Origin of the sequence: Endozoicomonas sp. ALD068, from assembly GCF_049310145.1 — a bacterium.
Classification (GTDB): domain Bacteria; phylum Pseudomonadota; class Gammaproteobacteria; order Pseudomonadales; family Endozoicomonadaceae; genus Endozoicomonas_A.
Genome location: NZ_JBLYNU010000004.1, coordinates 4559331 through 4584404 on the forward strand (window position 1 = coordinate 4559331; position 25074 = coordinate 4584404).

At 49.2% G+C, this 25074-nt stretch carries 15 protein-coding genes and 4 tRNA genes; 3 read left to right on the forward strand and 16 right to left on the reverse strand.

All coding sequences use genetic code 11. The features are described 5' to 3' along the window. Positions 1–92: 92 nt before the first annotated feature. Complete coding sequence (locus ACO6V5_RS16570) at positions 93–1460, forward strand: Fic family protein (RefSeq protein ID WP_422442139.1); 1368 nt, start codon at positions 93–95, stop codon at positions 1458–1460. Between the two features lie 228 nt (positions 1461–1688). Here ACO6V5_RS16570 and rpoC read toward each other — a convergent pair whose 3' ends face one another. The 15 genes from rpoC to birA form a co-directional block, all read right to left on the reverse strand. Beyond that, on the reverse strand, positions 1689–5900 hold the full coding sequence (gene rpoC / locus ACO6V5_RS16575) for a DNA-directed RNA polymerase subunit beta' (protein ID WP_422136666.1): 4212 nt from the start codon (positions 5898–5900) through the stop codon (positions 1689–1691). A 64-nt stretch (positions 5901–5964) separates the two neighbouring features. Beyond that, the gene (gene rpoB / locus ACO6V5_RS16580; protein WP_422136665.1) at positions 5965–10041 is read right to left on the reverse strand and encodes a DNA-directed RNA polymerase subunit beta; all 4077 of its coding nucleotides are present in this window, start codon (positions 10039–10041) and stop codon (positions 5965–5967) included. Between the two features lie 477 nt (positions 10042–10518). Then, positions 10519–10896 (reverse strand): 50S ribosomal protein L7/L12, encoded by a 378-nt coding sequence (gene rplL, locus ACO6V5_RS16585; RefSeq protein WP_422136664.1) that lies wholly within the window; start codon positions 10894–10896, stop codon positions 10519–10521. A gap of 132 nt (positions 10897–11028) precedes the next feature. Further along, positions 11029–11559, reverse strand: coding sequence for a 50S ribosomal protein L10 (rplJ, locus tag ACO6V5_RS16590; protein ID WP_317143700.1), 531 nt, complete (start codon positions 11557–11559; stop codon positions 11029–11031). Positions 11560–11904: 345 nt separating this feature from the next. Then, complete coding sequence (gene rplA, locus ACO6V5_RS16595; RefSeq protein WP_422136663.1) at positions 11905–12600, reverse strand: 50S ribosomal protein L1; 696 nt, start codon at positions 12598–12600, stop codon at positions 11905–11907. Continuing rightward, entirely contained in the window at positions 12600–13034 is a 435-nt protein-coding gene (gene rplK, locus ACO6V5_RS16600; RefSeq protein WP_252177357.1) for a 50S ribosomal protein L11, read from the reverse strand. The genes rplA and rplK overlap by 1 nt, the downstream gene beginning before the upstream one ends. A 173-nt stretch (positions 13035–13207) precedes the next feature. Further along, on the reverse strand, positions 13208–13741 hold the full coding sequence (gene nusG, locus ACO6V5_RS16605) for a transcription termination/antitermination protein NusG (protein WP_317143703.1): 534 nt from the start codon (positions 13739–13741) through the stop codon (positions 13208–13210). Positions 13742–13750: 9 nt separating this feature from the next. Beyond that, a complete protein-coding gene (gene secE, locus ACO6V5_RS16610; protein WP_422136662.1) occupies positions 13751–14122 on the reverse strand; it encodes a preprotein translocase subunit SecE in 372 nt (123 codons plus the stop codon). A gap of 60 nt (positions 14123–14182) precedes the next feature. Next, a tRNA-Trp gene (locus tag ACO6V5_RS16615) sits at positions 14183–14258 on the reverse strand. A 148-nt stretch (positions 14259–14406) separates the two neighbouring features. After that, positions 14407–14482: transfer RNA gene (locus ACO6V5_RS16620), tRNA-Thr, on the reverse strand. A 17-nt stretch (positions 14483–14499) separates the two neighbouring features. Continuing rightward, a tRNA-Gly gene (locus tag ACO6V5_RS16625) sits at positions 14500–14573 on the reverse strand. A 70-nt stretch (positions 14574–14643) separates the two neighbouring features. Continuing rightward, positions 14644–14727, reverse strand: a tRNA-Tyr gene (locus tag ACO6V5_RS16630). Positions 14728–14832: 105 nt separating this feature from the next. Beyond that, positions 14833–15531 (reverse strand): SPOR domain-containing protein, encoded by a 699-nt coding sequence (locus ACO6V5_RS16635; RefSeq protein WP_422139761.1) that lies wholly within the window; start codon positions 15529–15531, stop codon positions 14833–14835. Positions 15532–15638: 107 nt separating this feature from the next. Further along, on the reverse strand, positions 15639–16391 hold the full coding sequence (locus tag ACO6V5_RS16640; protein WP_422409992.1) for a type III pantothenate kinase: 753 nt from the start codon (positions 16389–16391) through the stop codon (positions 15639–15641). Next, on the reverse strand, positions 16388–17350 hold the full coding sequence (gene birA / locus ACO6V5_RS16645; protein WP_422409990.1) for a bifunctional biotin--[acetyl-CoA-carboxylase] ligase/biotin operon repressor BirA: 963 nt from the start codon (positions 17348–17350) through the stop codon (positions 16388–16390). Before birA ends, ACO6V5_RS16640 begins: the two co-directional genes overlap by 4 nt. Before the next feature lie 470 nt (positions 17351–17820). Between birA and ACO6V5_RS16650 the strand changes: the two genes are divergently transcribed. Both ACO6V5_RS16650 and ACO6V5_RS16655 read left to right on the forward strand, forming a co-directional pair. Continuing rightward, on the forward strand, positions 17821–19188 hold the full coding sequence (locus ACO6V5_RS16650) for a WD40 repeat domain-containing protein (protein ID WP_422409988.1): 1368 nt from the start codon (positions 17821–17823) through the stop codon (positions 19186–19188). Positions 19189–19381: 193 nt separating this feature from the next. Further along, a complete protein-coding gene (locus tag ACO6V5_RS16655) occupies positions 19382–20434 on the forward strand; it encodes a pyridoxal phosphate-dependent aminotransferase (protein WP_422136656.1) in 1053 nt (350 codons plus the stop codon). Here ACO6V5_RS16655 and ACO6V5_RS16660 read toward each other — a convergent pair whose 3' ends face one another. Beyond that, on the reverse strand, positions 20435–24994 hold the full coding sequence (locus ACO6V5_RS16660; protein WP_422442137.1) for an HAD family hydrolase: 4560 nt from the start codon (positions 24992–24994) through the stop codon (positions 20435–20437). Positions 24995–25074: the final 80 nt, after the last annotated feature.

The following is a 25074-nucleotide window of genomic DNA, read 5'->3' on the forward strand; positions in this document are numbered from 1 at the left end:
CCTTTAAACGTCCCAGAATCTCCTTTATTTGTCCTTTACATGTCCTATAATTGTCCGAATAGGATTTTAAGGGACACATTTAAGAGACAATGATGACGTTAAGTATTGGCGATCAACTTCATGAAATCATTAAAGTTATAGAGCTGAATTCAAGTGGTCTGGCTCGAAAGGAGATCTCAGATCTACTTTCTTTTTCTATAAATAACAAGACATTACAGAGACGGTTAAACAGCCTTTGTGCTAACGGAGTTATTGCAAAAGAAGGAAACAAAAGAACAACAAAGTACTATCCGACTCATCTTTCCCGAACCGATAGTAAGAGACAAAATAAGGACAAATCGAGCTTAATTTTCAGCCCCAATAGCCAGAATGCTCTTTATTTGCTGGAAACACCGCTGCATGCCCGGACGAGAGTGTCCTATAACAGGGAATTTATCGAAGCTTATGTCCCTAACGAAACAAGTTATGTCCCTTATGACATTCGCAGACAACTATTCCTGAAAGGTAAACGCTTTGATCAACAGTTAGCCGCTGGCACCTACGCCCGTCAGATATGTCAGAGACTTCTGATTGACCTGTCTTACAACTCAAGTCGACTTGAGGGAAATACTTACTCAAAACTTGACACTCAGAAGCTGATTGAAAATGGCATTACGGCTGATGGAAAAATTCATGAAGAAACCGTGATGATTATGAATCACAAAGAAGCAATTCTGTTTCTCATTGAAAATGCAGAATTGATCAAACTCGACAGTTTTACTCTATTCAACCTGCACAACCTCCTCTCCCAGGACTTACTGGCAAATCCACAGAGTTGCGGTAACATCCGAACAGTAACCGTCGAAATAGGAAAATCAAGTTACACGCCTCTCGAAAACCCTCATATCCTTAGAGAAATGCTGGAACTGATAATGGTCAAAGCCAATAAAATAGAAGACCCATTCGAACAGAGCTTCTTTCTTCTGGTGCATCTTTCATACTTGCAGGCATTTGAAGATGTCAATAAGCGCACCTCTCGCCTGACTTGTAATATCCCATTTATCAAGCAGAATCTATGCCCTCTAAGCTTTACCGATGTCCCCCGCGATGACTATATTGCCGCACTGCTGGCAATTTATGAATTTAATGACATCAGCCCTATGCTGGATCTATTTGCCTGGGCTTATCTTCGCTCCTGCAATCAGTACGAAGTTGTCAAAAAGTCACTGGGAGAGATCGATGCCTTCCGAGTCCAACACCGACAGTTGAGAAAACAGGTCATGGGTCAGGTCATCCGCGATAATTTACACCGTCAAGATGCGGCTCAACTTATCGAACAATTCTGCCTGAACAATGGCATCGGAGATGTTGAGAGGTTTATGGCTATGACAATGACCGACCTTAACAATCTCCACGCTGGCGCTATCATTGGCCTTGGAATATCAGAAAGCCAATTTTATATCTGGCTGGCTGGGAAATAAGCAGCAGCACTCGTTCAACCAACCTGCCCTTGCTATTGGTTGTCACGAAATTGCGTTACATAGAAATAGCTTACCGTGTCTGCGTCAGAGCGTACCAAACTACAGGTAAATAAAAGCCATCGTTGAACATTTACGAGACAGCAACTGGCTCTGTGAAAATAAGAAAGGCCACTCGAAGGCAGCCTCTCTCATTTAGCTCACTGTATAAAAACAGGCGTCAGCCTATTTTTACACCTCGCCGAAGTTAAGAGCTTCAGACAGAGCCGCTTCAACTTCAGAAGCAGATACCTTGCTCGGTACTTCAAACTCAGGCTCTTCACGACCCTTACGACGTTCTTCGTGGTAAGTCAGACCTGTACCTGCAGGAATCAGACGACCCACGACTACGTTCTCCTTCAGACCACGCAGGTAGTCACGCTTACCGGTAACAGCTGCTTCGGTCAGAACTCTTGTGGTTTCCTGGAAGGAAGCCGCAGAGATGAAGGACTCAGTGGCCAGAGATGCCTTGGTGATACCTAGCAGAACCCTGTCGTACTTGGCAAGAATCTGATCCTGATCGCCCAGCTTCTCGTTTTCTTCCAGAACAGTGGTCAGTTCTAACTGGTCACCGCGGATCAGAGAAGAATCACCGGTGTCGGTCACTTCAACTTTACGCAGCATCTGACGCAGAATGGTTTCGATGTGCTTGTCGTTAATCTTAACGCCCTGCAGACGGTATACATCCTGGATTTCGTTAACGATGTAACGGGCCAGCTCACCAACGCCAAGTAGACGCAGAATGTCGTGGGGGTTCGTAGGACCGTCAGAAATAACTTCACCCTTGGTCACCTGTTCACCTTCGAACACGTTCAGGTGACGCCACTTCGGAATCAGCTCCTCATAAGGATCGCTGCCATCGTTCGGGGTGATGACCAGACGCTTCTTGCCCTTGGTCTCTTTACCAAAACCGATGGTACCAGTGATTTCCGCAAGGATAGAGTGCTCTTTGGGCTTACGGGCTTCAAACAGGTCGGCCACTCGTGGTAGACCACCGGTGATGTCCTTGTTACCGCCGGACTGCTGCGGAATACGAGCAACTACGTCACCAATTTCTACCGTCGCGCCGTCGGCCAGGTTCACCAGAGCGTTCGCAGGCAGGAAGTACTGTGCTGTTACATCAGTATTTGGCAGCTTCAGTTCTTTGCCATTAGCATCCAGCAACTGGATAGCAGGACGGATATCCTTTCCAGCAGAAGGACGATCCTTAGGATCCAGAACTTCGATGTTGGACAAACCGGTCAACTCATCCGTCTGAGTCTTGACGGTAATGCCTTCTTCCATGCCCAGAAACTTAACGGTACCGGACAGTTCGGTCACGATGGGGTGGGTGTGTGGGTCCCACTTGGCCACTATCTGACCGGCTTCTACTTCAATACCGTCCTTGACAGACAGAACCGCACCGTATGGCAGCTTGTAACGCTCACGCTCACGTCCGAATTCATCTGCGATAGCGAGCTGACCAGAACGGCTTACAGCAACTAGCGCACCGTCTTTACGCTCAACGTGCTTCAGGTTCAGCAGACGGGCGGTACCCTTGTTCTTAACAGAGATGTTGTCCTGTGCAGATGCACGGGATGCAGCACCACCGATGTGGAAGGTACGCATGGTCAGCTGGGTACCGGGCTCACCGATTGACTGGGCAGCGATAACGCCGACCGCTTCCCCTTTGTTAACCAGGTGTCCACGACCCAGGTCACGGCCATAACACTTGGAACAGATGCCGTAGCGGGTTTCACAGGTAATTGGAGAACGAACCCTGACTTCGTCAACGTTCATCAGCTCCAGGCGCTTAACCCAGGCCTCATCGATCAGGGTACCGGCAGGTACAGCGATTTCATTCTCTGCACCCGGCTTGAGTACATCTTCAGCAACCACACGACCCAGGATACGTTCACCCAGAGGTTCTACGACTTCACCACCTTCGATGTGCGGAGTCATCTGCAGACCACGGACAGTGCCACAGTCGTCTTCAGTCACTACCAAATCCTGGGCAACGTCTACCAGACGACGGGTCAGGTAACCGGAGTTCGCTGTTTTCAGAGCGGTGTCTGCCAGACCTTTACGAGCACCGTGAGTAGAGATGAAGTACTGCAGTACGTTCAGACCTTCACGGAAGTTTGCGGTAATCGGCGTTTCGATGATGGAGCCATCCGGCTTGGCCATCAGACCACGCATACCGGCCAGCTGACGAATCTGTGCAGCACTACCACGAGCACCGGAGTCGGCCATCATGTAAACGCTGTTGAAGGATTCCTGTTCTTCCTCTTCACCCTGACGGTTGATCACGGTGTCGGACTTCAGGTTGTCCATCATGCGCTTGGCCAGCAATTCGTTGGCACGGGACCAGATGTCGATCACCTTGTTGTACTTCTCACCCTGTGTCACCAGACCGGAAGCAAACTGGTTTTCAATCTCACGCACTTCTTCGTTAGCGTCATCAATGATACGGCTCTTGTCGCCCGGGATAACAAAGTCGTTAACACCGATTGAGGAACCGGAAATCGTCGCATAATGGAAGCCCATATACAGCATCTGGTCAGCGAAGATAACGGTTTCCTTGAGACCCACGTTGCGATAACAGGTATTCAGCAGACGGGAGATCGCCTTCTTCTTCATGGTCTGGTTGACCAGTTCGAAAGGCAGACCTTCAGGTACGATTTCCCATAACAGGATACGACCAATGGTAGTATCTGCCAGGAAAGCGTTGCTGTGCTCTACGCCGTCGTCGTCTTTGTACTTTTCAGCAACACGTACCTTGATACGGGCATGGAGATCAGCATGACCGGTACGGTAGGCACGCAGGGCTTCGTTTACGTCAACGAAGGCCATGCCTTCACCCCTGGCGTTAATACGGTCACGGGTGATGTAATAAAGACCCAGTACTACGTCCTGGGAAGGTACGATAATAGGTTCGCCACTTGCTGGTGCCAGAATGTTGTTGGTAGACATCATCAGGGCACGGGCTTCCAGTTGAGCTTCCAGAGTCAGAGGTACGTGTACCGCCATCTGGTCACCATCAAAGTCAGCGTTATAAGCCGCACACACCAGCGGATGCAGTTGAATCGCCTTACCTTCGATCAGAACCGGTTCGAACGCCTGGATACCGAGACGGTGCAGTGTAGGTGCACGGTTCAGCATCACCGGGTGTTCTCGGATTACATCAGCCAGAACGTCCCAAACCTCAGGGGTTTCACGCTCTACCATCTTCTTGGCAGCTTTGATGGTGGTCGCCAGACCTTTGGCTTCCAACTTGCCGAAAATGAATGGCTTGAAGAGCTCCAGAGCCATTTTCTTGGGCAGACCACACTGGTGCAGACGCAGGGTAGGACCTACGGTGATTACAGAACGGCCAGAGTAGTCAACACGCTTACCGAGCAGGTTCTGACGGAAACGGCCCTGTTTACCCTTGATCATGTCAGCCAGGGATTTCAGGGGACGCTTATTGGAACCGGTGATAGCACGACCGCGACGACCATTATCCAGCAGCGCGTCTACAGATTCCTGCAGCATACGCTTTTCATTGCGGACAATGATGTCTGGAGCATTAAGATCGAGCAGACGCTTCAGACGGTTGTTACGGTTGATTACACGACGGTAAAGGTCATTCAGGTCAGACGTCGCAAAGCGACCACCATCCAACGGCACCAGAGGACGCAGATCGGGTGGCAGAACCGGCAGAACAGTCAGAATCATCCACTCAGGGTTGTTACCTGATTTGTGGAAAGCTTCCAGCAGTTTCAGACGTTTGCTCAGTTTCTTCAGTTTGGTTTCGGAATTGGTCTGCGGAATTTCTTCACGCAGCATGTCAACTTCTTCACCCAGCTCGATGTCAGCCAACAGAGCTTTGATGGCTTCAGCACCCATACGGGCATCAAAGTCGTCACCAAACTCTTCCAGAGCCTCGTAGTACTGCTCATCGTTCAGCAGCTGGTTTTTCTCCAGGGTCGTCATACCCGGATCAATCACTACGTAAGACTCAAAGTACAGTACCCGCTCGATATCACGCAGGGTCATGTCCAATAACAGACCGATACGGGATGGCAGAGACTTCAGGAACCAGATGTGAGCAACAGGGCTGGCCAGTTCGATGTGACCCATACGGTCACGACGCACTTTCGCCAGCGCAACTTCTACACCACATTTTTCACAGATGACACCACGGTGCTTAAGACGCTTGTATTTACCGCACAAGCACTCGTAGTCCTTGACCGGACCAAAGATCTTGGCACAGAAAAGGCCGTCACGCTCAGGCTTGAACGTACGGTAGTTGATTGTTTCCGGCTTTTTAACTTCACCGTAAGACCAGGAACGTACCATTTCTGGGGAAGCCAGACCGATACGAATCGAGTCAAACTCTTCGGTTTGACCCTGGGTCTTGAGTAGATTCAGTAGGTCTTTCAAGATCGCATCTCCTCGATCCACCTGCTGGCCAGACTATGCCTGACCGGCGGATTTCACGTATTCGTTATTCGGTGTCCAGCTCAATGTCGATACCCAGAGAGCGAATCTCTTTCAACAGTACGTTGAAGGATTCGGGCATCCCGGCTTCCATTCGATGATCACCATCGACAATGTTTTTATACATCTTGGTACGCCCGGTCACATCATCAGACTTAACAGTCAGCATTTCCTGCAGGGTGTAGGCAGCACCGTAGGCTTCCAGTGCCCATACCTCCATCTCACCGAAACGCTGACCACCGAACTGGGCCTTACCACCCAGCGGTTGCTGAGTAACCAGAGAGTAGGAGCCTGTAGAACGTGCGTGCATTTTATCATCAACCAAGTGGTTGAGCTTCAGCATGTACATGTAGCCCACAGTGACAGGACGGTCAAAGGCATCGCCAGTACGGCCGTCGTGCAATTTTACCTGTCCCGTGTCGCTCAGGTCTGCCAGACGCAGCAGTTCCTTAACTTCAGACTCTTTGGCTCCATCAAATACTGAAGTAGCCATCGGTACACCGCCGCGCAGGTTGTTGGCCAGTTCCATGACTTCTTCGTCAGTGAACTTGTCCAACTCCTCAACACGTCCGCCACCCACTCCGTTATAGACCTGATCCAGGAATTCACGGATTTCAGCGACTTTCTTCTGAGACTCGATCATGCGGTTGATCTTGTGACCCAGACCGCGAGCCGCAGCTCCCAAGTGAGTTTCCAGAACCTGCCCTACGTTCATCCGAGACGGTACACCCAGCGGGTTAAGTACGATATCAACCGGATTACCTTCTTCATCATAGGGCATGTCCTCGACAGGCATGATGATGGAGATAACCCCCTTGTTACCGTGACGACCCGCCATTTTGTCACCTGGCTGAATGCGACGCTTGATAGCCAGATAAACCTTGACAATTTTCAGGACGCCAGGCGCCATGTCATCACCGGTCTGCAGCTTTTTCTTCTTGTCTTCGAAGCGCTCGTCGAGCTGTGCACGACGTTCTTTCAGCTGTTCTTTAGCCAGATCCAGCTGTTCGTTCAGGGCCTCGTCAGACATGGACAGACGGAACCACTGTTCGTGTTCCAGATCATTCAGGAATTCGTCAGTGATGGTGTTGCCCTTGCTCAGGCCAGGACCACGGTCGACAGGCTGACCACGCAGAGCTTCACGCAGACGATCGAAGGTATCTTCTTCAACGATACGGAACTCTTCGTTCAAGTCCTTGCGGTATTCGTCCAGAGCCGCCTTTTCGATGCCCTGGGCACGACTGTCTTTTTCAACGCCGTCGCGGGTGAATACCTGTACGTCGATGACGGTACCCTTAACAGAAGTTGGCACACGCAAGGAAGTATCTTTAACGTCGGAAGCCTTCTCACCGAAGATCGCACGCAGCAGTTTTTCTTCCGGAGTCAGCTGGGTTTCGCCTTTAGGAGTTACCTTACCGACCAGAATGTCACCGGCACCTACTTCAGCACCAACATGAACAATACCAGCTTCATCCAGTTTGTTCAGTGCAGACTCACCGACATTAGGAATATCAGAAGTAATTTCTTCCGGTCCCAGCTTGGTGTCACGAGCCACACAGGTCAGTTCCTGAATATGGATCGTGGTGAAGCGGTCTTCCTGTACAACGCGCTCGGAAATAAGGATCGAGTCCTCAAAGTTGTAACCGTTCCATGGCATGAAGGCTACGCGCATGTTCTGACCCAGAGCCAGCTCACCCATGTCTACAGATGGGCCGTCAGCCAGAATATCACCACGAGCGATGGTTTCACCGGCACGAACCAGAGAACGCTGGTTAATACAGGTATTCTGGTTAGAACGGGTATACTTGGTCAGGTTGTAGATATCGACACCGGCCTCACCTGGTTGCAACTCGTCGTTGTTGACACGAACAACGATCTTGGCAGCGTCAACGGTATCAATCACACCGCCACGCTGGGCAACAACGCAAACACCGGAGTCAGAAGCTACGTTACGCTCCATGCCAGTACCTACCAGAGGCTTGTCGGCACGCAGGGTTGGAACGGCCTGACGTTGCATGTTCGATCCCATCAAAGCACGGTTAGCATCGTCGTGCTCGAGGAATGGAATAAGGGATGCCGCAACGGATACCACCTGCTTGGTCGAAACGTCCATGTACTGGACTTTTTCAGGACCCATCAGAGTAAATTCGTTACGGTGACGGACGTTAACCAGCTCTTCAGTCAGGTTATTACTGTCGTCCATTTTCGCAGAAGCCTGAGCGATAACATACTCACCTTCTTCGATGGCAGAGAGGTAATCAATATCATCAGTTACCTTGCCATCTACTACCTTGCGGTAAGGAGACTCCAGGAAACCATAATCGTTAGTACGGGCATAGGTCGCCAAAGAGTTGATCAGACCGATGTTCGGACCTTCAGGCGTTTCAATAGGGCATACACGACCGTAGTGAGTCGGGTGTACGTCCCGAACTTCAAAGCCGGCACGCTCACGGGTCAAACCACCCGGGCCGAGTGCTGATACACGACGCTTGTGAGTCACCTCGGACAGCGGGTTGTTCTGATCCATAAACTGGGACAACTGGCTGGAGCCGAAGAATTCCTTGATAGCCGCTGCAACAGGCTTGGCGTTAATCAGATCCTGAGGCATCAGGCCTTCAGACTCTGCCAGACTCAGACGTTCCTTAACGGCACGCTCAACACGAACCAGGCCGACACGGAACTGGTTTTCAGCCATTTCACCCACAGAACGGACGCGACGGTTACCCAGATGGTCAATATCGTCACAGATACCCTGACCATTTCGGATGTCTACCAACGTCTTCAGAACATCAACAATATCGGTGTTGTCCAGAACACCGGAACCGATGTCTTCTTCACGACCCAGACGACGATTGAATTTCATACGACCTACAGCTGAGAGGTCATAACGCTCTGCAGAGAAGAACAGGTTACCAAACAGGGTTTCTGCTGCTTCTTGAGTGGGTGGCTCGCCAGGACGCATCATGCGGTAGATTTCTACCAGAGCTTCCAGACGGTTTGTAGTAGTGTCACTGCGCAGCGTATCGGAAATATATGAACCGCAATCCAGTTCATTGATGTACAGGGTTTCAACCTGCTTGATACCAGCTGCCAGCAGCTTTTCGTATACTTCCAGGGTAATTTCAGTGTTGCAATCAACAATGATCTCACCGGTCGCGGAATCTATAACGGTTTTGGCCAGGACTTTTCCGTAAATGTACTCAACGGGAGCTTCCAGCTGTTCAATATTGGCTTTTTTCAGCTGACGGATGTGACGTGCAGTAACACGACGCCCCTGTTCAACCAGAACATTGCCTTCACCGTCTTTAATATCAAAGCTTGCAGCTTCACCACGCAGACGCTCGGCGGCAAACTCGGTACTGACACTTTCAGCACCGATGCTGAAATCTACAGTATCGAAGAAGTAGTTCAGGATCTCTTCATTACTCATGCCCAGAGCACGCAGAAGGATCGTAGCAGGCAGCTTACGACGACGGTCGATACGCACGTAAAGCATGTCCTTGGGATCGAACTCGAAGTCCAGCCATGAGCCACGGTAAGGAATAACACGAGCGGAGTATAGCAGCTTGCCTGAAGAGTGTGTTTTACCACGATCGTGGTCAAAGAATACACCAGGAGAACGATGAAGCTGAGATACGATAACACGCTCAGTACCATTGATTACAAAGGTACCGTTCTCAGTCATGAGCGGAATTTCGCCCATGTAAACTTCCTGTTCCTTGATATCTTTGATTGCCTTGTTGGCAGAGTCTTTGTCATAAATGATAAGGCGCACTTTCACCCGCAGAGGTACTGCGTAAGTTACACCTCGAAGTTGACATTCCTTGACATCAAACGCAGGAGTACCGAGCCTGTAGCTCACGTATTCCAGCGCCGCATTTCCAGAGTAGCTTACGATTGGAAATACGGATTTGAATGCAGCATGAAGACCAATGTCTTCACGTGCGGTCGGCTCTTTTCCGGACTGCAGCAGCTTGTGATAAGAATCAAGCTGAATAGCCAGAAGATAGGGCACATTCATGACATGCGGCAGTTTGCCGAAGTCTTTGCGGATGCGTTTTTTCTCTGTATACGAGTATGCCATCAGCGTTCCCCAGCTTGGTCACCTGGTTCTGGCTTCAGACCGTCTGGCCTGGCCATCTAGGTTTATTGAGGGCGGGTGGCCCCCTTTTGATACCCAATTAAAAAACGGTGATTTCAACCGTTACCGTTGCATGAGCTTTAGCGTCCAGAATGAAAGCAGGGCTTTCATTCTGAGAATCTGACCGGAAATTGCGCTCCAACGGATCATGATCCGAGCTGTCGATTTCCGGTAAGGCTCCCACTCTGCCAATGACACTGCAACTTTCTCAGATTGATGGAGATTTACTTCGGCGGTAACACACAGTTCAGCCTGTGCCAATACCGATCTGAATCCCATCAATTTAATAAGCCATCGAACACTGCCATCCAGCATGGAACGATATAGCTCATACAACGGAAAAAGGCCGGTACCATAGAGGCACCAGCCACCTGAGTCTATTATGCAATAGGCTCTGGATATTTCAACGCTGTCGTAGAATTACTTAACTTCTACGGAAGCGCCAGCTTCTTCCAGCTGCTTCTTCAGGTCTTCAGCTTCTTCCTTGCTCACGCCTTCTTTCAGAGGAGCAGGAGCGCCATCTACAACAGCTTTAGCTTCTTTCAGACCCAAGCCAGTCGCGCCGCGAACAACCTTAATTACGTTTACTTTCTTGTCGCCAGCAGCAGTCAGAATTACGTCGAATTCAGTCTGTTCGGCAGCCGCAGCGCCAGCGTCGCCAGCAGCAGCAGGGGCAGCAGCAACTGCAGCAGCAGCAGAAACGCCGAACTTCTCTTCCATAGCTTCAACCAGCTCAACAACGTCCATTACGGACATTTCAGCGATTGCATTCAGGATATCTTCTTTAGACAGAGCCATTGTATGTCTCCAAAAATCTTTTTTGGGGTAAAACCCCGGAATTCATTAAATAAGAGAAAAAATCAGCCAGCTGGAGAGCACCCGGATTAAAGGCCTCCCACGCACTAAGGGCTTTAATGCCTGCCAAGAGGCTTAGGCGGCTTTCTTTTTCTCGTCGGCAACAGCTGCCATTACACGTGTAATGCTGCTTGGGAACTCGTTCAGAGTTCTGGCCAGCTTGGTTACAGGTGCAATCATTACACTCATCAGCATCGCGCGAGCCTGATCCAGAGTAGGCATCTTGGCCAGAACATCAATCTGTTCTGCTCCCAGAAGCTGTCCAGAGATGGACAGAGCCTTAACTTCCAGAGCATCGTTCTCTTTAGCGAAGTCCTTAATCAGACGCGCAGCAGCGCCCGGATCTTCCTGAGAGAAGGCCAGCACAGTTGGACCAACCAGAGAGTCTTGCAGGCACTCAAAATCAGTACCTTCAACAGCGCGCCTGGCCAAGGTATTACGTACAACCTTCAGGTATACGTTACCTTCACGAGCCTGCTTACGCAGTTGAGTCATCTGGTCAACCGTGAGACCACGGTAGTCCGCGATTACAGCCGACAGAGCGCTTTGTGCAGCCTCGCTGACTTCGGCGACAATCGCCTTCTTGTCTTCGAGTCCTAACGCCATTGGCTTTACTCCAAATTATGAAGTTAACACCCGGCTATTCAGCCACTGAGTAACCGGGCAGTTACAATACGGTGAAGGGTTAATAACAAAATACTGAAACAGTCTTTTGTATTGCTCACCGTCTACGCAGGAAATTAAGCGTCGATCTTTTTGTCAGGCCTCCTGGCCCAACCCTGATTTAACAGGCACAGATCTTCACACCTACGATCTTTGACGGCCTCCGAAAACCGGAGACCCCAAAGTCTTTCGGATACTGCAGATATCCTGCCTGCAGCTTTCCACTATTCGTTAACCAGCTCAGGGCTGACTCTCAGCTCCGGGCTGTTTTCAGCAAAGCTGTGAATATTAGATATTCAGGGAGCTCATGTCGATAGTCAGACCCGGGCCCATGGTAGAGGACAGAGTGACTTTCTTCATGTAAACACCCTTACTGGAAGAAGGCTTCAGCTTCTTCAATTCAGCCAGCAGTGCTTCAGCGTTCTCTTGAAGGGAGCCCGCTTCAAAATCGATTTTACCGATGCCCGCATGGATAATACCGTTCTTGTCAGTACGGAAACGTACCTGACCGGCCTTGGCGTTTTTAACCGCTTCAGCAACATTTGGAGTAACAGTACCAACTTTCGGGTTAGGCATCAGGCCGCGCGGACCCAGAATCTGGCCAAGCTGACCTACAACGCGCATCGCATCCGGAGAAGCAATAACTACGTCAAAGTTCATTTCGCCCGCTTTGACCTGAGCAGCCAGATCATCCATACCAACGATGTCAGCACCGGCTTCTTTAGCTGCTTCAGCGTTAGCGCCCTGTGTGAATACAGCAACACGAACGTCTTTACCAGTTCCTGCAGGCAGAACGGTAGAACCACGAACTACCTGATCGGATTTACGAGGATCCACACCCAGATTTACAGAAATCTCAACGGATTCTTTGAACTTAACGCTGGATACTTCCTTCAGGACGTTAGCAGCTTCTTCGAAGGAGTATGCCTTTTCAGCTACAACCTTCTCAGCTATCATCTTGGCGCGCTTGGTCATCTTAGCCATTATTCCACACCCTCCACGTTGACACCCATGGAACGAGCAGAACCAGCAATGGTGCGAATTGCCGCGTCCTCGTCTGCTGCAGTCAGATCAGGCTCTTTGATCTTGGCCACTTCCAGAAGCTGCTCACGAGTAGCAGTACCCACTTTTTCAGTGTTAGGGCGACCGGAGCCTTTCTTCAATTTCAGAACTTTCTTCAGCAGAACAGATGCAGGCGGAGTCTTGGTCTCAAAGGTGAAGCTTCGATCGCCGTATACGGTAATTATTACCGGAATCGGCATACCAGCATCCATCTCTTGAGTCTTTGCGTTGAACGCCTTACAAAACTCCATGATGTTCACGCCGTGTTGACCCAGAGCAGGACCTACAGGTGGTGAAGGATTAGCTTTACCTGCAGGCACCTGCAGTTTGATGTAAGCTTCGACTTTTTTAGCCATATCAACCTCAATAGTGGGTCTTCGCTTTAACAGTCACTTTCGGCTTCCACCAGACTGCCTCAGCTACCCGTTCAGGGCTTGCGCCCTTCAGATAAAAACCCTGCACTACTTACGCAGCACAGGGTCTTGAATTTTTTAAAGTCTGTTATGCCTCAAGACCCGCTCAAGACTGATCAAACTTTTTCAACCTGGACAAACTCCAGCTCAACCGGTGTAGAGCGACCGAAGATCATTACCGCAACATGCAGACGGCTCTTCTCGTAGTTCACTTCTTCCACCACACCATTGAAGTCCGCAAACGGCCCATCAATGACTCTAACCATCTCACCAGGTTCAAACAGCGTCTTGGGACGTGGTTTCTCAACACCTTCCTGAACACGCTGCAGTATGGCATCCGCCTCTTTTTCGGTGATTGGTGCAGGCTTGTCCGCCGTACCACCAATAAAACCCATGACCCGAGGGGTATCTTTAATAAGATGCCAGCTATCTTCGTTCATTTCCATCTGGACTAATACATATCCAGGGAAGAATTTACGCTCACTTTTACGCTTCTGACCGTTTCTGATTTCAACCACTTCTTCGGTAGGCACCAAAATCTCACCAAAGAGGTCCTCCATACCGTGAAGCTTTACGCGCTCAATCAGCGAACGCATCACCTGCTTTTCGTAGCCGGAGTAGGCATGAACCACATACCAACGTTTCGCCATTATTTATCCCTATCCAATCAGGCTGCTGATAATCCAGCCTAGCAGAGAATCAAGCGCCCACAAAATGAGCCCCATAATTACAACCACAGCTACAACAATCAGCGTGGTCTGAACAGTTTCCTGACGAGTCGGCCAGACTACTTTGCGAATCTCAACCTTAGCTTCCTTGACCAGCGTCCAAAAAGCATCACCTTTTACGGTTTGAAGCGCAACAAACCCGGCCACTGCAGCCAAGGCCACCAAAGCCAGCGCCCTGTAGAGAACAGAATACTCACCAAAGTAAACATTCCCACCAACACCAGCGGCCATCAGAACCGCAACAAGGGCCCACATGAGGCCATCCAGTCGTCCTTTAGGTGCTACTTCAGGTTTTCCACTCATCGGTTGACTATCTCTATTCGGAAAAGCTTTGCCAGAAATTATACTGACATAATATAGAAATGGCAGGCCAGGAGGGAATCGAACCCCCAACCCCCGGTTTTGGAGACCGGTGCTCTACCAATTGAACTACTGGCCTGTATCTTTGAGCAGTCTTGTGATACCTACCCCGATACAAGGACCGATCAATTATAATCGACCCCAATCAAGCTGAAAAGTCTTATTCTTTTTTAAACCCCATAAACAGAGGCAACCAACAGGAGGAATCCACCCCCCTTTACACCATATGGAGCTCTTGAGCAGATTTGAACTGCCGACCTCACCCTTACCAAGGGTGCGCTCTACCAACTGAGCTACAAGAGCACTTAAATCAGAATTAATGGAGCGGGTAGCGGGGATCGAACCCGCATCATCAGCTTGGAAGGCTGAGGTTCTACCATTGAACTATACCCGCAAAGCAGGACCTACATCATGCAGTATGCCCACTTATCAAGCCAACTTACAAGAAAGAAGACTTAGAAATCTGGTGGTGGGGGCTGGATTCGAACCAGCGAAGCTTTCGCGTCAGATTTACAGTCTGATCCCTTTGGCCGCTCGGGAACCCCACCAAGTGCTGCGCCATTCTATTCAGGAGCATTTCAATGTCAAGCCCGTTCCCTGCCAACTATGCAGAAAGCTTGTCTTGTCTAGCCGCCCTGAAGCGCAGGCGTATATTAGTGAATCGAATCGTCGGATGCAACGCTTTTGCAGTTTTTTTCCAGCATTTTCAGATCATTGTATTCGTCAGCCTGCCTCTCCCAGAAACCGACGCTTAACTTCTTTGCTTCTGAATCTGTCATCTCCAGCCAGAATGTTTCAGGCTCACGGGGTAGCCTTTTAATAGCGGGTTCATAACCCGCCTCTTGTACACGACGACTGACTTCATTCGCCGAAACTTCCTTGCTGAATAACCCCAGAGATATGCCATTAGCCAGCTCACCCTGGGTAATCACAAAACTGTCTATTCCCTGCCCCTGCAACTCTCTTAACAACCTTATTGCCGACTGCCGATTACTTCGGGGAGGAATATGCACCCAGTAGTCAGCAAGTACTGCCTCGTTGTCAGAACGCTCCCTGCTCGAAATACCCAGAGAAAAGAGTTTCTGCTGCAGATGGTCTGCTTTTGCAGAGGATTCAAAAGGCCCCACTACAAGACACTGGGCTTCAGCGACTTTCTTTGTCGTTTTTTTCTCCCGCGTTTGCACAGGGAGTTCTGATGCTACCTCAGAGAGCAGCATCAATCTTTTACCTGCCTGTACAGAAACTTCGGCACCTACGTTTACAGCCCGGTAGGGCTTATGGGACTGATGATAATAGCCCCAGACAAAATAGCCGGCATTGGCAAAGAGAAGTACCAGGACGATCCAGCGCATACTAAAAACCGAATTTTGGAAGTTAAACTCTATAAATAGCTTCTATAAACAGCTTTTATAAACAGTATGACTTCCCATTAATTTTAAATCTGGGTGATTAAAAAACATTATTGTCTTTCAAAGGCAATCGAGAGTCCATCCAGAACCAGCTCTTCAATCAGCACCTGCTCTATTTCTTCCTTTATGTGAGTTTGCAACAAAGAAGCATCGCCGCCGGTCAGAAACAAACGGGCGCCCGGCCATTTAAGACAGGTCTCATGAATGAAAGATACTGCCATAGCCAGAACACCATGGTTAATACATTCTGAAGTGACGGTTCCCAATGCTGTTGCTTCTGCAGGATGCTCAATGTTATCGAGATTGGCCGTATTGACGGCCAGAGCTTTTTTCATCAAGCGGATACCCGGAACAATGAATCCTCCCTGATGGTTTCCGTGACCATCAATCACATCCACTGTAATAGCTGTACCACAACTGACAACGATTTTAGTATTGTGCAGAGAATGAGCATGTGCCGCCAGCATGGCCAGCCACCGATCTACACCCAACCTTTCTACTTCTTTATAGATAACTGTAAGACCAGCAAAGCTTTTTCGGGTTTTAGCAATAAATGGCTCCACGCCGGTAGCTTCTGACAAAATGCGCACTAACTGCTCTAATCTTGCGTTCCCTGAGACTGTTGAAATAGCAATGGAGTCAAGAGTTCCCAACTCTTCCAGAAGCAGGGACAAGATAATCTGCCAGTCAGCATCATTATGAATGAAGCCCGATTGAGCGGAAGCACCACCGACCATCAGACGCCATTTAAGCCGGGTATTTCCGGCATCCAGCTGCAACTGTCTATCGATGAGCTCGTTCATGATTGACGTAATGACACTTCTCCACCATTAAAAATATGAAGACCAGAAACTGTCTCGAGCAGCAGCCCCCCCTGATCATCCACTCCCATATAACGCCCTGTTACGGATCGGTTAGAAGCCATTAACGTAACTTCCTTGCCACGATAGGCATCGTATTCGCACCATTGCTCCCTGAACAGTCTAAAGCCACCTTGTCCAAATCCATCGAGCAAATGAGTCAGGGTATTGATTAACTGCCCTGCGACCGCATTTCGGCTCACCGTCTTGCCACATACCCGGAAAAGATCAACAGCCGGCTGACTCACGGACTCCAGCTGCCCATCACTTAAACGGACATTAATGCCTATTCCGATCACCACATCACACTCACCCATGGGATCTCCATGGACTTCCAGTAACACACCACAGAGTTTTTTACCCTGCCAGAGAACGTCATTGGGCCATTTAAGCTTTAATTCTCTGGCTCCCAATGTTTCCAGTGCTTTTACAACGGCCAGACCTACCGCAAGACTGAGCCCTTCCAGCGAAGCCGTTCCCTCACCACTCTGCCAAAGGGCAGACAAGCTTATTGTTGACCCAAAAGGACTGCTCCATACCCGACCCCGTCGCCCTCGCCCTCTTGCTTGATACTCTGCCAGACAAAAACGGGTGACTCCGGCAGGAACCGAGCCCAGGTTACGAACAAGATCATTGGTTGATTCCGTAATAAAGCAGGTATGGACTTCAGATTTATTTCGAACGTCTACATCTATATTGCTCTGAATCTTTTTATTATCAAGAAGATCAATACCACTGCCGAGGCGGTAACCTTTACCTCGCACAGAATCCACTGCCAGGCCAAGCTCTTCAATCGCTTTCAGTTTTTTCCAGACAGCGGCCCGACTGATCCCAAGCTGCTCACCCAGATCTTCACCGGAATGAAACTGCCCGTCTGCCAACAAGCCCAGTAATTTATCCATCAACCACTCCCAACAACTGAGAGCAAATAATATGCGCTTCATTCCTGCTGCTCAAATCATTCAGACATTCAGTCTGTCTCAACAGATTCCATAAGAAGCGTCATTAAAGATGATGAAAAATTCCCACTCATAAGACGAGCCCCACAAAAGCTGTTACAGAAGTGCATTACGCTACGATTCCCGCAAACCTCTTACCAGTCACATTATTCTCAGCGGTTCTTCAGGAAATGATATTACAGAGATGTTTTTGGTGTTCTTTCATCCAGACGCTTATACTCAATCGTAAACGATCAACCCAGATACTCTTTGTTCCAATCCTGAATGAACAGCAGTTTTTTCTTCCAGAAGCCCGGAAGCGCTGCCCGCTTCTGAAGCAGCCTCGTCTCTCTATTTTCACTGTTTTCTGTCATGGCCACACCGGTTGAGGAAACTGTCCGAATTATTCAAAGCTGGAGTTCTGGAGGAAGGTAATGAACTTTGGGAAGCATCTGGCTATTGCAAGTCTTATTATCTCACTTCCGGTAAGCTGCATACAGGCTCAAAATCCGCGCTCAATTGGGCCAGGAGAAATACCTCCTCAATTATTCTATGTAATTGACATAGGTCCGAACCAGCCACAGGCAATACCCACTTCAACGCCCACTGCCACCCTGCCAACACCTTGTGGACCCCACAGCGCTTTGAGTATTGCATGGAATAAAAACAGTACGCTCATGGCTGTGGGAGTACGTTCCGGCACTAACTCCTGCGGTCTTTCAGGAAGCCTGCAAATCTTTGATATGAGTTCAGGATACCCCAGGCTCCTGCGTTTCGTGCGCGCAACAGACTTTATAGGAAGCGTTACTTTCAGTCCCGACGGCACTCTGCTGGTAACCGGAGGGGATGATGATACGGTCAATGTTTTTGAAGGAGTGAGCCCGTTCAAACACCTGCAAACCCTGATCGAAGGGCAAAGCGATATAGAAACTGTTGCCATTAACTCCAACGGCACACTGCTGGCAGCCGGGGGGAAAGATACAGATGTCAGGCTCTATGTTAAAAACAGGAGAAATCTGTTCACTTACGTGAAAACCCTGACCGATGCAAGAAACTATATACAAACAGTTGACTTCCACCCCATCAACGGCCAGCTGGCAGTCGCCGAGAGTGGCAACAGGGTAAGAATTTACAGCGGGACCAATCCTTATAACCTCCTGAAGAACTTCTTTATTCCAGGCGCCCGGTTATTAACTGTTGCCTACAGCCACGACGGCACCCTGCTGGCATCTGCGGATGATCGAAAAAAAATCAATCTTTATAATGGGACGAACCCGGGCAACCCTCTACAAACCCTTACCGCACCGAGGCGGATATTGAGCATTGCCTTCAACCGAAAAGCTACCCAACTGCTGGTTGGGCATATAAATGGATATGTGAGTATTTATGTGATCACACCGTTATCCAACGTGTTCACGGACACTCTGCCGTTCGTAAAGTCACCGCTCCCGGCACACGCTCTTGCATTCAGCCCCGACGGTAAATGGCTGTCAGTCGGTAGAACAGAGGTCGCGATATACAGGGTCGATGGTGTAAGAACGCCTACAACTCAAGCCAGCACAACTGAAACGATTACAACAGTTGTCATCACAACAGCAGTCAATACAACAGCAGTCAATACAACAGCAGTCAATACAACAGCAGTCAATACAACAGAGGCCACTACAACAGAATACTGTGAAGAACCCAGCCCGGTAACCAGAATAAAAAGTAACACCGAAATGGGTAATTCTTCGACACTCACAGCCCTTTCGCTAATCGCATTACTAACCGCCGTTCTTCAGGGCATAATACTGCAATGATGTTTTTGGAAAGCCATCTGGCCAATTAAGCCTCTGTCATGGTTGATCTTTTGGCTTGATCCGACCTTCCAGAAAACAAACAGCAAACTCATGTTATTCGGCCTGCATCCAGCTACTCGCATTATTTTCCTTGGCTTGCCAGACACGCTCTGCATATACTTGCGCCCTGAAAGAACAGGCAGGAACCTTCGTCATGAGTATTTTCAAATCCCACATTGTCCAAATGGGAGCCTACACCCCCCCTCTGGAAGGCCGGGACCCTCATGACCATCTGTTGCTGGACTTTAATGAACGTACCCTGCCCGTCTGCCCTTCAGTGAAAGAGGCCATGATTGATTTCATTCGGGCTGATCGCCTGCAGTGCTACCCATCCTATGGGAACATTGCTGCAAAGATTGCCAGATACTGCCATGTTGATACTGATCAGCTGATGATCACCAACGGCTCCGACCAGGGTATCGAACTGATCATCCGCTCAGCCTGCCGTGAAGGTGAAGAAGCCATTATTCCCCGCCCCTCATTCGCCATGTATCAGCAGGTGGCCAGGGTAGAAAACCTCAACATTATTGAGCCCTCATATTCCAGAGACAATGGTTTCCCCAGACAGGCTGTGCTTGATGCTATTTCCGATAAAACCCGGCTTATAGTGATTTCCAATCCCAACAACCCAAGCGGCACTATTGTGGCCAGGGAAGACATTCTTGAAATTGCCGCCGCTGCCCCCAACGCCGCTATTCTTGTGGATGAATGTTATTTTGAATACACGCAGAAAACAGTGGCAGATGTCGTTGAACAATACCCCAATCTGCTGATTACCCGCACCTTCTCAAAAACCTGGGGCTTACCTTCTGTTCGACTTGGTTATGTCATCAGTAATAGTGAGAATATACGAGCACTGCTGAATGTTCGCGGCCCGTACGACGTTAATCAGCTGGCAGTGGTTGCGATAGATGCAGCGCTTTCCAACCCTGGCTATACCGAACAGTATGTTAAAGAAGTGATGGAAGTCTCCAAACCCATGTTTGAAGATTTTCTGAACAGCAAAGGAATTGATTACTGGCCCAGTGTCGCCAACTTTATCTGGACATTCCCGAACAACCCGGATGAGATCGAAAAATACCTCCGGTCTCACCATATACTGGTTCGACCGAAGGCCGATGAAAGTGGTAAAACAGGCTTGAGAATTAATCTGGGCAACAAAGCCCAGACTGAGTCTCTTATCCAAACCTGGTCCCGGATAATCTGATTATTGATAGTTAATCACAGGTTTCCCCAAATGCGCAGGAGGCTGATAGCCTGTTGGTAATTTATAGTCTCGCCAATCAAAACTAGGGTTGAACTCTCTCTGCCCATCAATCATATCTCTCATTGAAGGCGATTCGTTGATATAGATCGCTGTCAAATCACCAGAATTCCAACCGTTATCATCAGCTAGCTCCTGCAGCTCGATAAATCGCTCAAAACTGATATCAGGACCTCTTCCATCTCCAGACGTGAACATTTCCCGGTCGGCAGCAAAGTCGACCCTGTAAATCATCGGTTTAGCGCCATAGAAGTGGAATGTCGTATAGGGTATGCCTCGGTCATCAGCGGCTTTTTCAACAGACTTCAGCATGTCCTGCAAGTCGTCCACCATGACGATGTGTTGTGCCGGATGCCCGGATTTGTCGAGGTAGTGATGCAAGCCCTGCTCCTTGGTTTTCAGTGGCCCCGTTTGGATTTTGATCGAGATTGCATCATCAAACAGATTTCTATCGAGTTGTGTTTCCTCAATTTTTTTTCTCAAAGAGTCTTCGTCATTGGCAGTAAGCAGAATAATTCTGGCATTGCCCGGACCCGCCTTTGTTCGGATATCCTGAATGATTTTGGCCGTATCAGGATTGACCAGACGTCTCTCTTGACGACCCTCGGCCACTAAATCTTTGGCGATCAGCGTCTCATCCAAATCGAAACAGACCAGGACCGGTTCACCGGGCTTGATATGTGCCAGCACTTCCCTGATGTCTTGTGATTTCGGCACTCTAACTGACTCACGGACTTTCAGAGCTTCTGGTAAAGCACTCGCTGCTTCAGGTACTGTGACCTCGCCAGGTGGAACCGTGACTGCCTGAGCAGCTGGAAGCTCATTCTGCCCCCAGGTCATGACCCGACGTCCCCGGCCCATCAAATTCAGCTTGATATCATCTTTGACTTCTTTAGCCCTCCCCCTGAGCGCGCGGTTTTCTGTTTTCCAGTCATTATTCGGGAATGCCTGTTTCAGGTTTCTTTCAATCTCCAGAGGATCAAGACCTAAATCGGGTCGTATCTGAGCCAGTTCCTGCGAAGCAAGCTCTATGTTATTGGCAGCAGGATCAGAAAGCCTCAACATCTCAGGCATCAATGCTTTCATGTCTTCTGCTCTGGAAACTTGCGCCTGGTCCATTCTCACCTGCAGAGAGATCAGCTGGCTGCGTTTGAGGTTCAATCCCCCCCAGAGGAAATCCCAACCCGCTTCAGAGAAACATCTGGATAGATTCGCTTCTACCTCCGCTGGACTCAATTGGAGTTCAGGTCGAATCTGTACCAATTCTCTGGCAGCCTGCTTTCGACTTTGTGATGCCGCGGGAGATAACTTCCATAAGTCGTCCATTAGTTGTTTCATTGCAGTCGACTTACTTATCGGTTGAGCATTAATCACCTGTTGCTCAGCCTTGTCGATATTAGCCTGTAGCCTCATATCGACATCGGGACCACAATACTCATTCCACTCCCGTTCCGTTGGAAAAGCTGCATTAAAGTTGGTTTCCTGAACATCCCTCATTGCCTGATCAATCTGTATATATCTGCCTCTGAGCTGTTGAAATGCCTCATAAGCCGTACGACGACTGCTTCTTTGCTCAGGTGACAGAAGCACCAGATTCTTTATCAGATCACGGCACGACTCTCGCCCTTTGTTTGGATCGAAGGCATCAAAACGATGCTTCAAAGGTTCGACTTCAGCGGGTCTTCTCAGCTGGTAGGTGCCATCCCACAAAGAAGGCCACAGCTCACGTCCCGGAGCTCTCTCCAGACCTTTGATAATTTCAACCCTGGCAGGCGCCCCATTGACATGGCTGGATAACCAGTCAGCAGCTGCTTCAATGCTGACCTGCCACTGTTCAGGTACCTTATCCAGCTGCTCAAACACGCCTATCAGATGGCCATAATTTCGATCACTGGCCAGACAGAGGTTGGTGCTGTCAATCTCCCTGTCATATTGCTCATCAGTGACAAACTCTGGAGAGTACGCCTGGACGGAGACAGTGTTGAAGTAATCTCTGGCTTCATCCGTCGGTGTTCCATCGGGATTAAGCACAGGGAACATCTGTCGGTTTTGCGCGTCCACTACGATAAATCGCCCGGATGACTTCAGTCTTTGCAGAAAGGTGTAATGACCGGCACCACCGCTTTCGCCTGATTTCAGGACAACATACCGGTCACTATCAAACGCCTCGGCTAATGGCCTTTTGGCGGCACCGGGCTGTCTCTGCTGACCTTTTTTGATGGCTTCGAAAAACTCACCGACATGATTCTGAAATTGATGGTGATGCTGTTTTTCTTCAATACCGTCGATCTGGGCCCAACCCACAATAGGCGTCGTCTCACTGTTATCAAAAGGAATCTCTATTGGCGTTGAAATGGCATGGACCTGGTTATACCCCTTGCCTCTGGCAAAATGCTCCAGAGAGTTGGCAAAGCCCTGACAATTTGAATTACCCGCTGCCTGTCTCTTATAGAGTTCGGATACAACGTTATTGAGGAGTTCAAATTCAACTTCTTCATCGGCTGAAATCAGGGTCTGCCTGTGGATTGTCAATTTATCCAGATCGGCGAGGCGATTGACTCTATCAGCGCCAAAAGTTCCAGCCGTTATCTGTCGTGTGGCTTCATCCTTATCAATCCGTCCGTACTGGTATTCAAGATCAATTTTGGAACGGTTATAACCACGGTCAATATCTTCCTTAATCTGGTTAAATGCTTCTGCCTCCGTATTCGGTTGGACATTAATGAGCATCTGTCGACGCTCTTTTTCCAGATCACGCACAGCATCCTCAAAAGAAACTGCATGAACCCTATGCTGATTAAACCGGCCACTGACAACCCGGTCGGGTTGCTGGCCGGATGGCTGTATACGATCCCACTGAGCTTTCATGGTCAGGAATTGTTGTTGAGCGTCGTCCATTTCCGGCAACTGCCATGAAGACTGCTCAGAGGGCATAGTATTCGCAGCAGAAGCTTCTGGCTGTTTTTCAGAAACAGGAGGCGGTATCGTGACTGTCTGCGGAACAACAGACGCTCCATCCGTTGTTGCAATCACCTTTTTGGCTGTTACCACAATTTTCCCGGAAAACTCACGGATGTAGTCCTGCTGACGAGGGCTTCTGTTCAAAACTCCCCGGGCCAGCCTCTCATCGGTATTTAAAAGATGAATAGCCACTGCAAGGTCTGCATCCTTTATATCCGGGTTGAATGCCCTGGCTTTTTTAAAGGCTTCCAGCTGTTCCCTAGTTGCTGGTTGCTGAGGGCCAACAAACTCCTCGCCCAATGGGCTAAAACCCATTTGCCTATAATCGTCGTCCAGCTCGTCACTGATGTCATGGGGCTTTGCAGAAGACTGTCTCAGGTAGCTATAGAATTTCTCAAGGCTGGTAAACACAGGTATTGCGTTGTCGTCCTCTACGGTCTTTGAAGCAGCCTCTGAAGCTGCCTGAACATCTTCTGCGGGGAGAACGCCGTACAGGAACTTACCCTCATTAACCGTGCGCCCCAATTCGTTGAGCAGAGGATCATTAAATTTCATATTATCCAGGCAGGCATTGACCATTTCATCGGTCATCACTTTATCCCGATAAGCCTGTTTCATATCCTGAACGGTCAAACTGTATTGTCTGTCTCCGAGAATATCCACAAATATCTGACATGCCCTGTGAACCAGCTTCTCTCTGATTTGCGGCGGAGTAATCGCAGACAGGCGCTGAGTATCAAGTGCATCACTACGGCGGGCATTCGCCCGCTCCCGTCTGGTACATCGAAGCTCTCTGGGAGGGTTTGTCTTGAAATAATCAATAGCCTGATCCATGACGTAAAAATATTGGTCCAGATCGCCAGTATGCCGGGAAGTGAACACATTTTTGCGAGTTGTATCCGTTGTTGATTGAAGTAATGTAACCCTATAAGGCTTCTCTTCATCAGGAGCCCGATGTTTCGCACATTGAATCCGGATATCGACTTTCTCGGATTCCATAAAGTCCTTTAAATGAGATTCCCAGTCATCTTTGTCTCGGGCTTTAGTGGTCAAACAGAACTTTGAGATCAGGTTTTCGACGGCTGCCACTATTTCATTGTCTGGTGCTTTTTTCAGGAGTAGCTGAACCAGCTCAACCTCAGCCTCATGCAGAACGGTCAGACTGGCCTGGTTTAAGGCTACACATTCATCATTCCAGACACTGGCCTTTCTTGGCGTAGCCGGATCTGTGATGGATACATCTCTTTTTAACAGCGGGGTTCTGGCCCCGGTGGCCGTCCGTACTTCACGACTAACGCCCACCAGCTCCGGTTTATCCATAAGCTCATTGTGTCGCTGGTAATAAATGCTTACGGAGCGACAAAAGGCATTGTACTTATCGGACGGCCCCAGAACCCAGCCGACTTTTTCCGATGACAAGCGACCATTATCAAGAATGGGGTATTTGCCTTGAACGTCTTTATTGGATTTATAGAAATCAAGAAATGATAGGGGAGAAAACGGAACCACTATGACCTCCTTGTCATTGGCATAGCTAAGCATTCCCAAAAGCTTAGCAAGCTGTGGTTACGTCACTTATTCGACAGGCGACAGAGAGTCAGCCAGAGGACTGACTCCCGAAG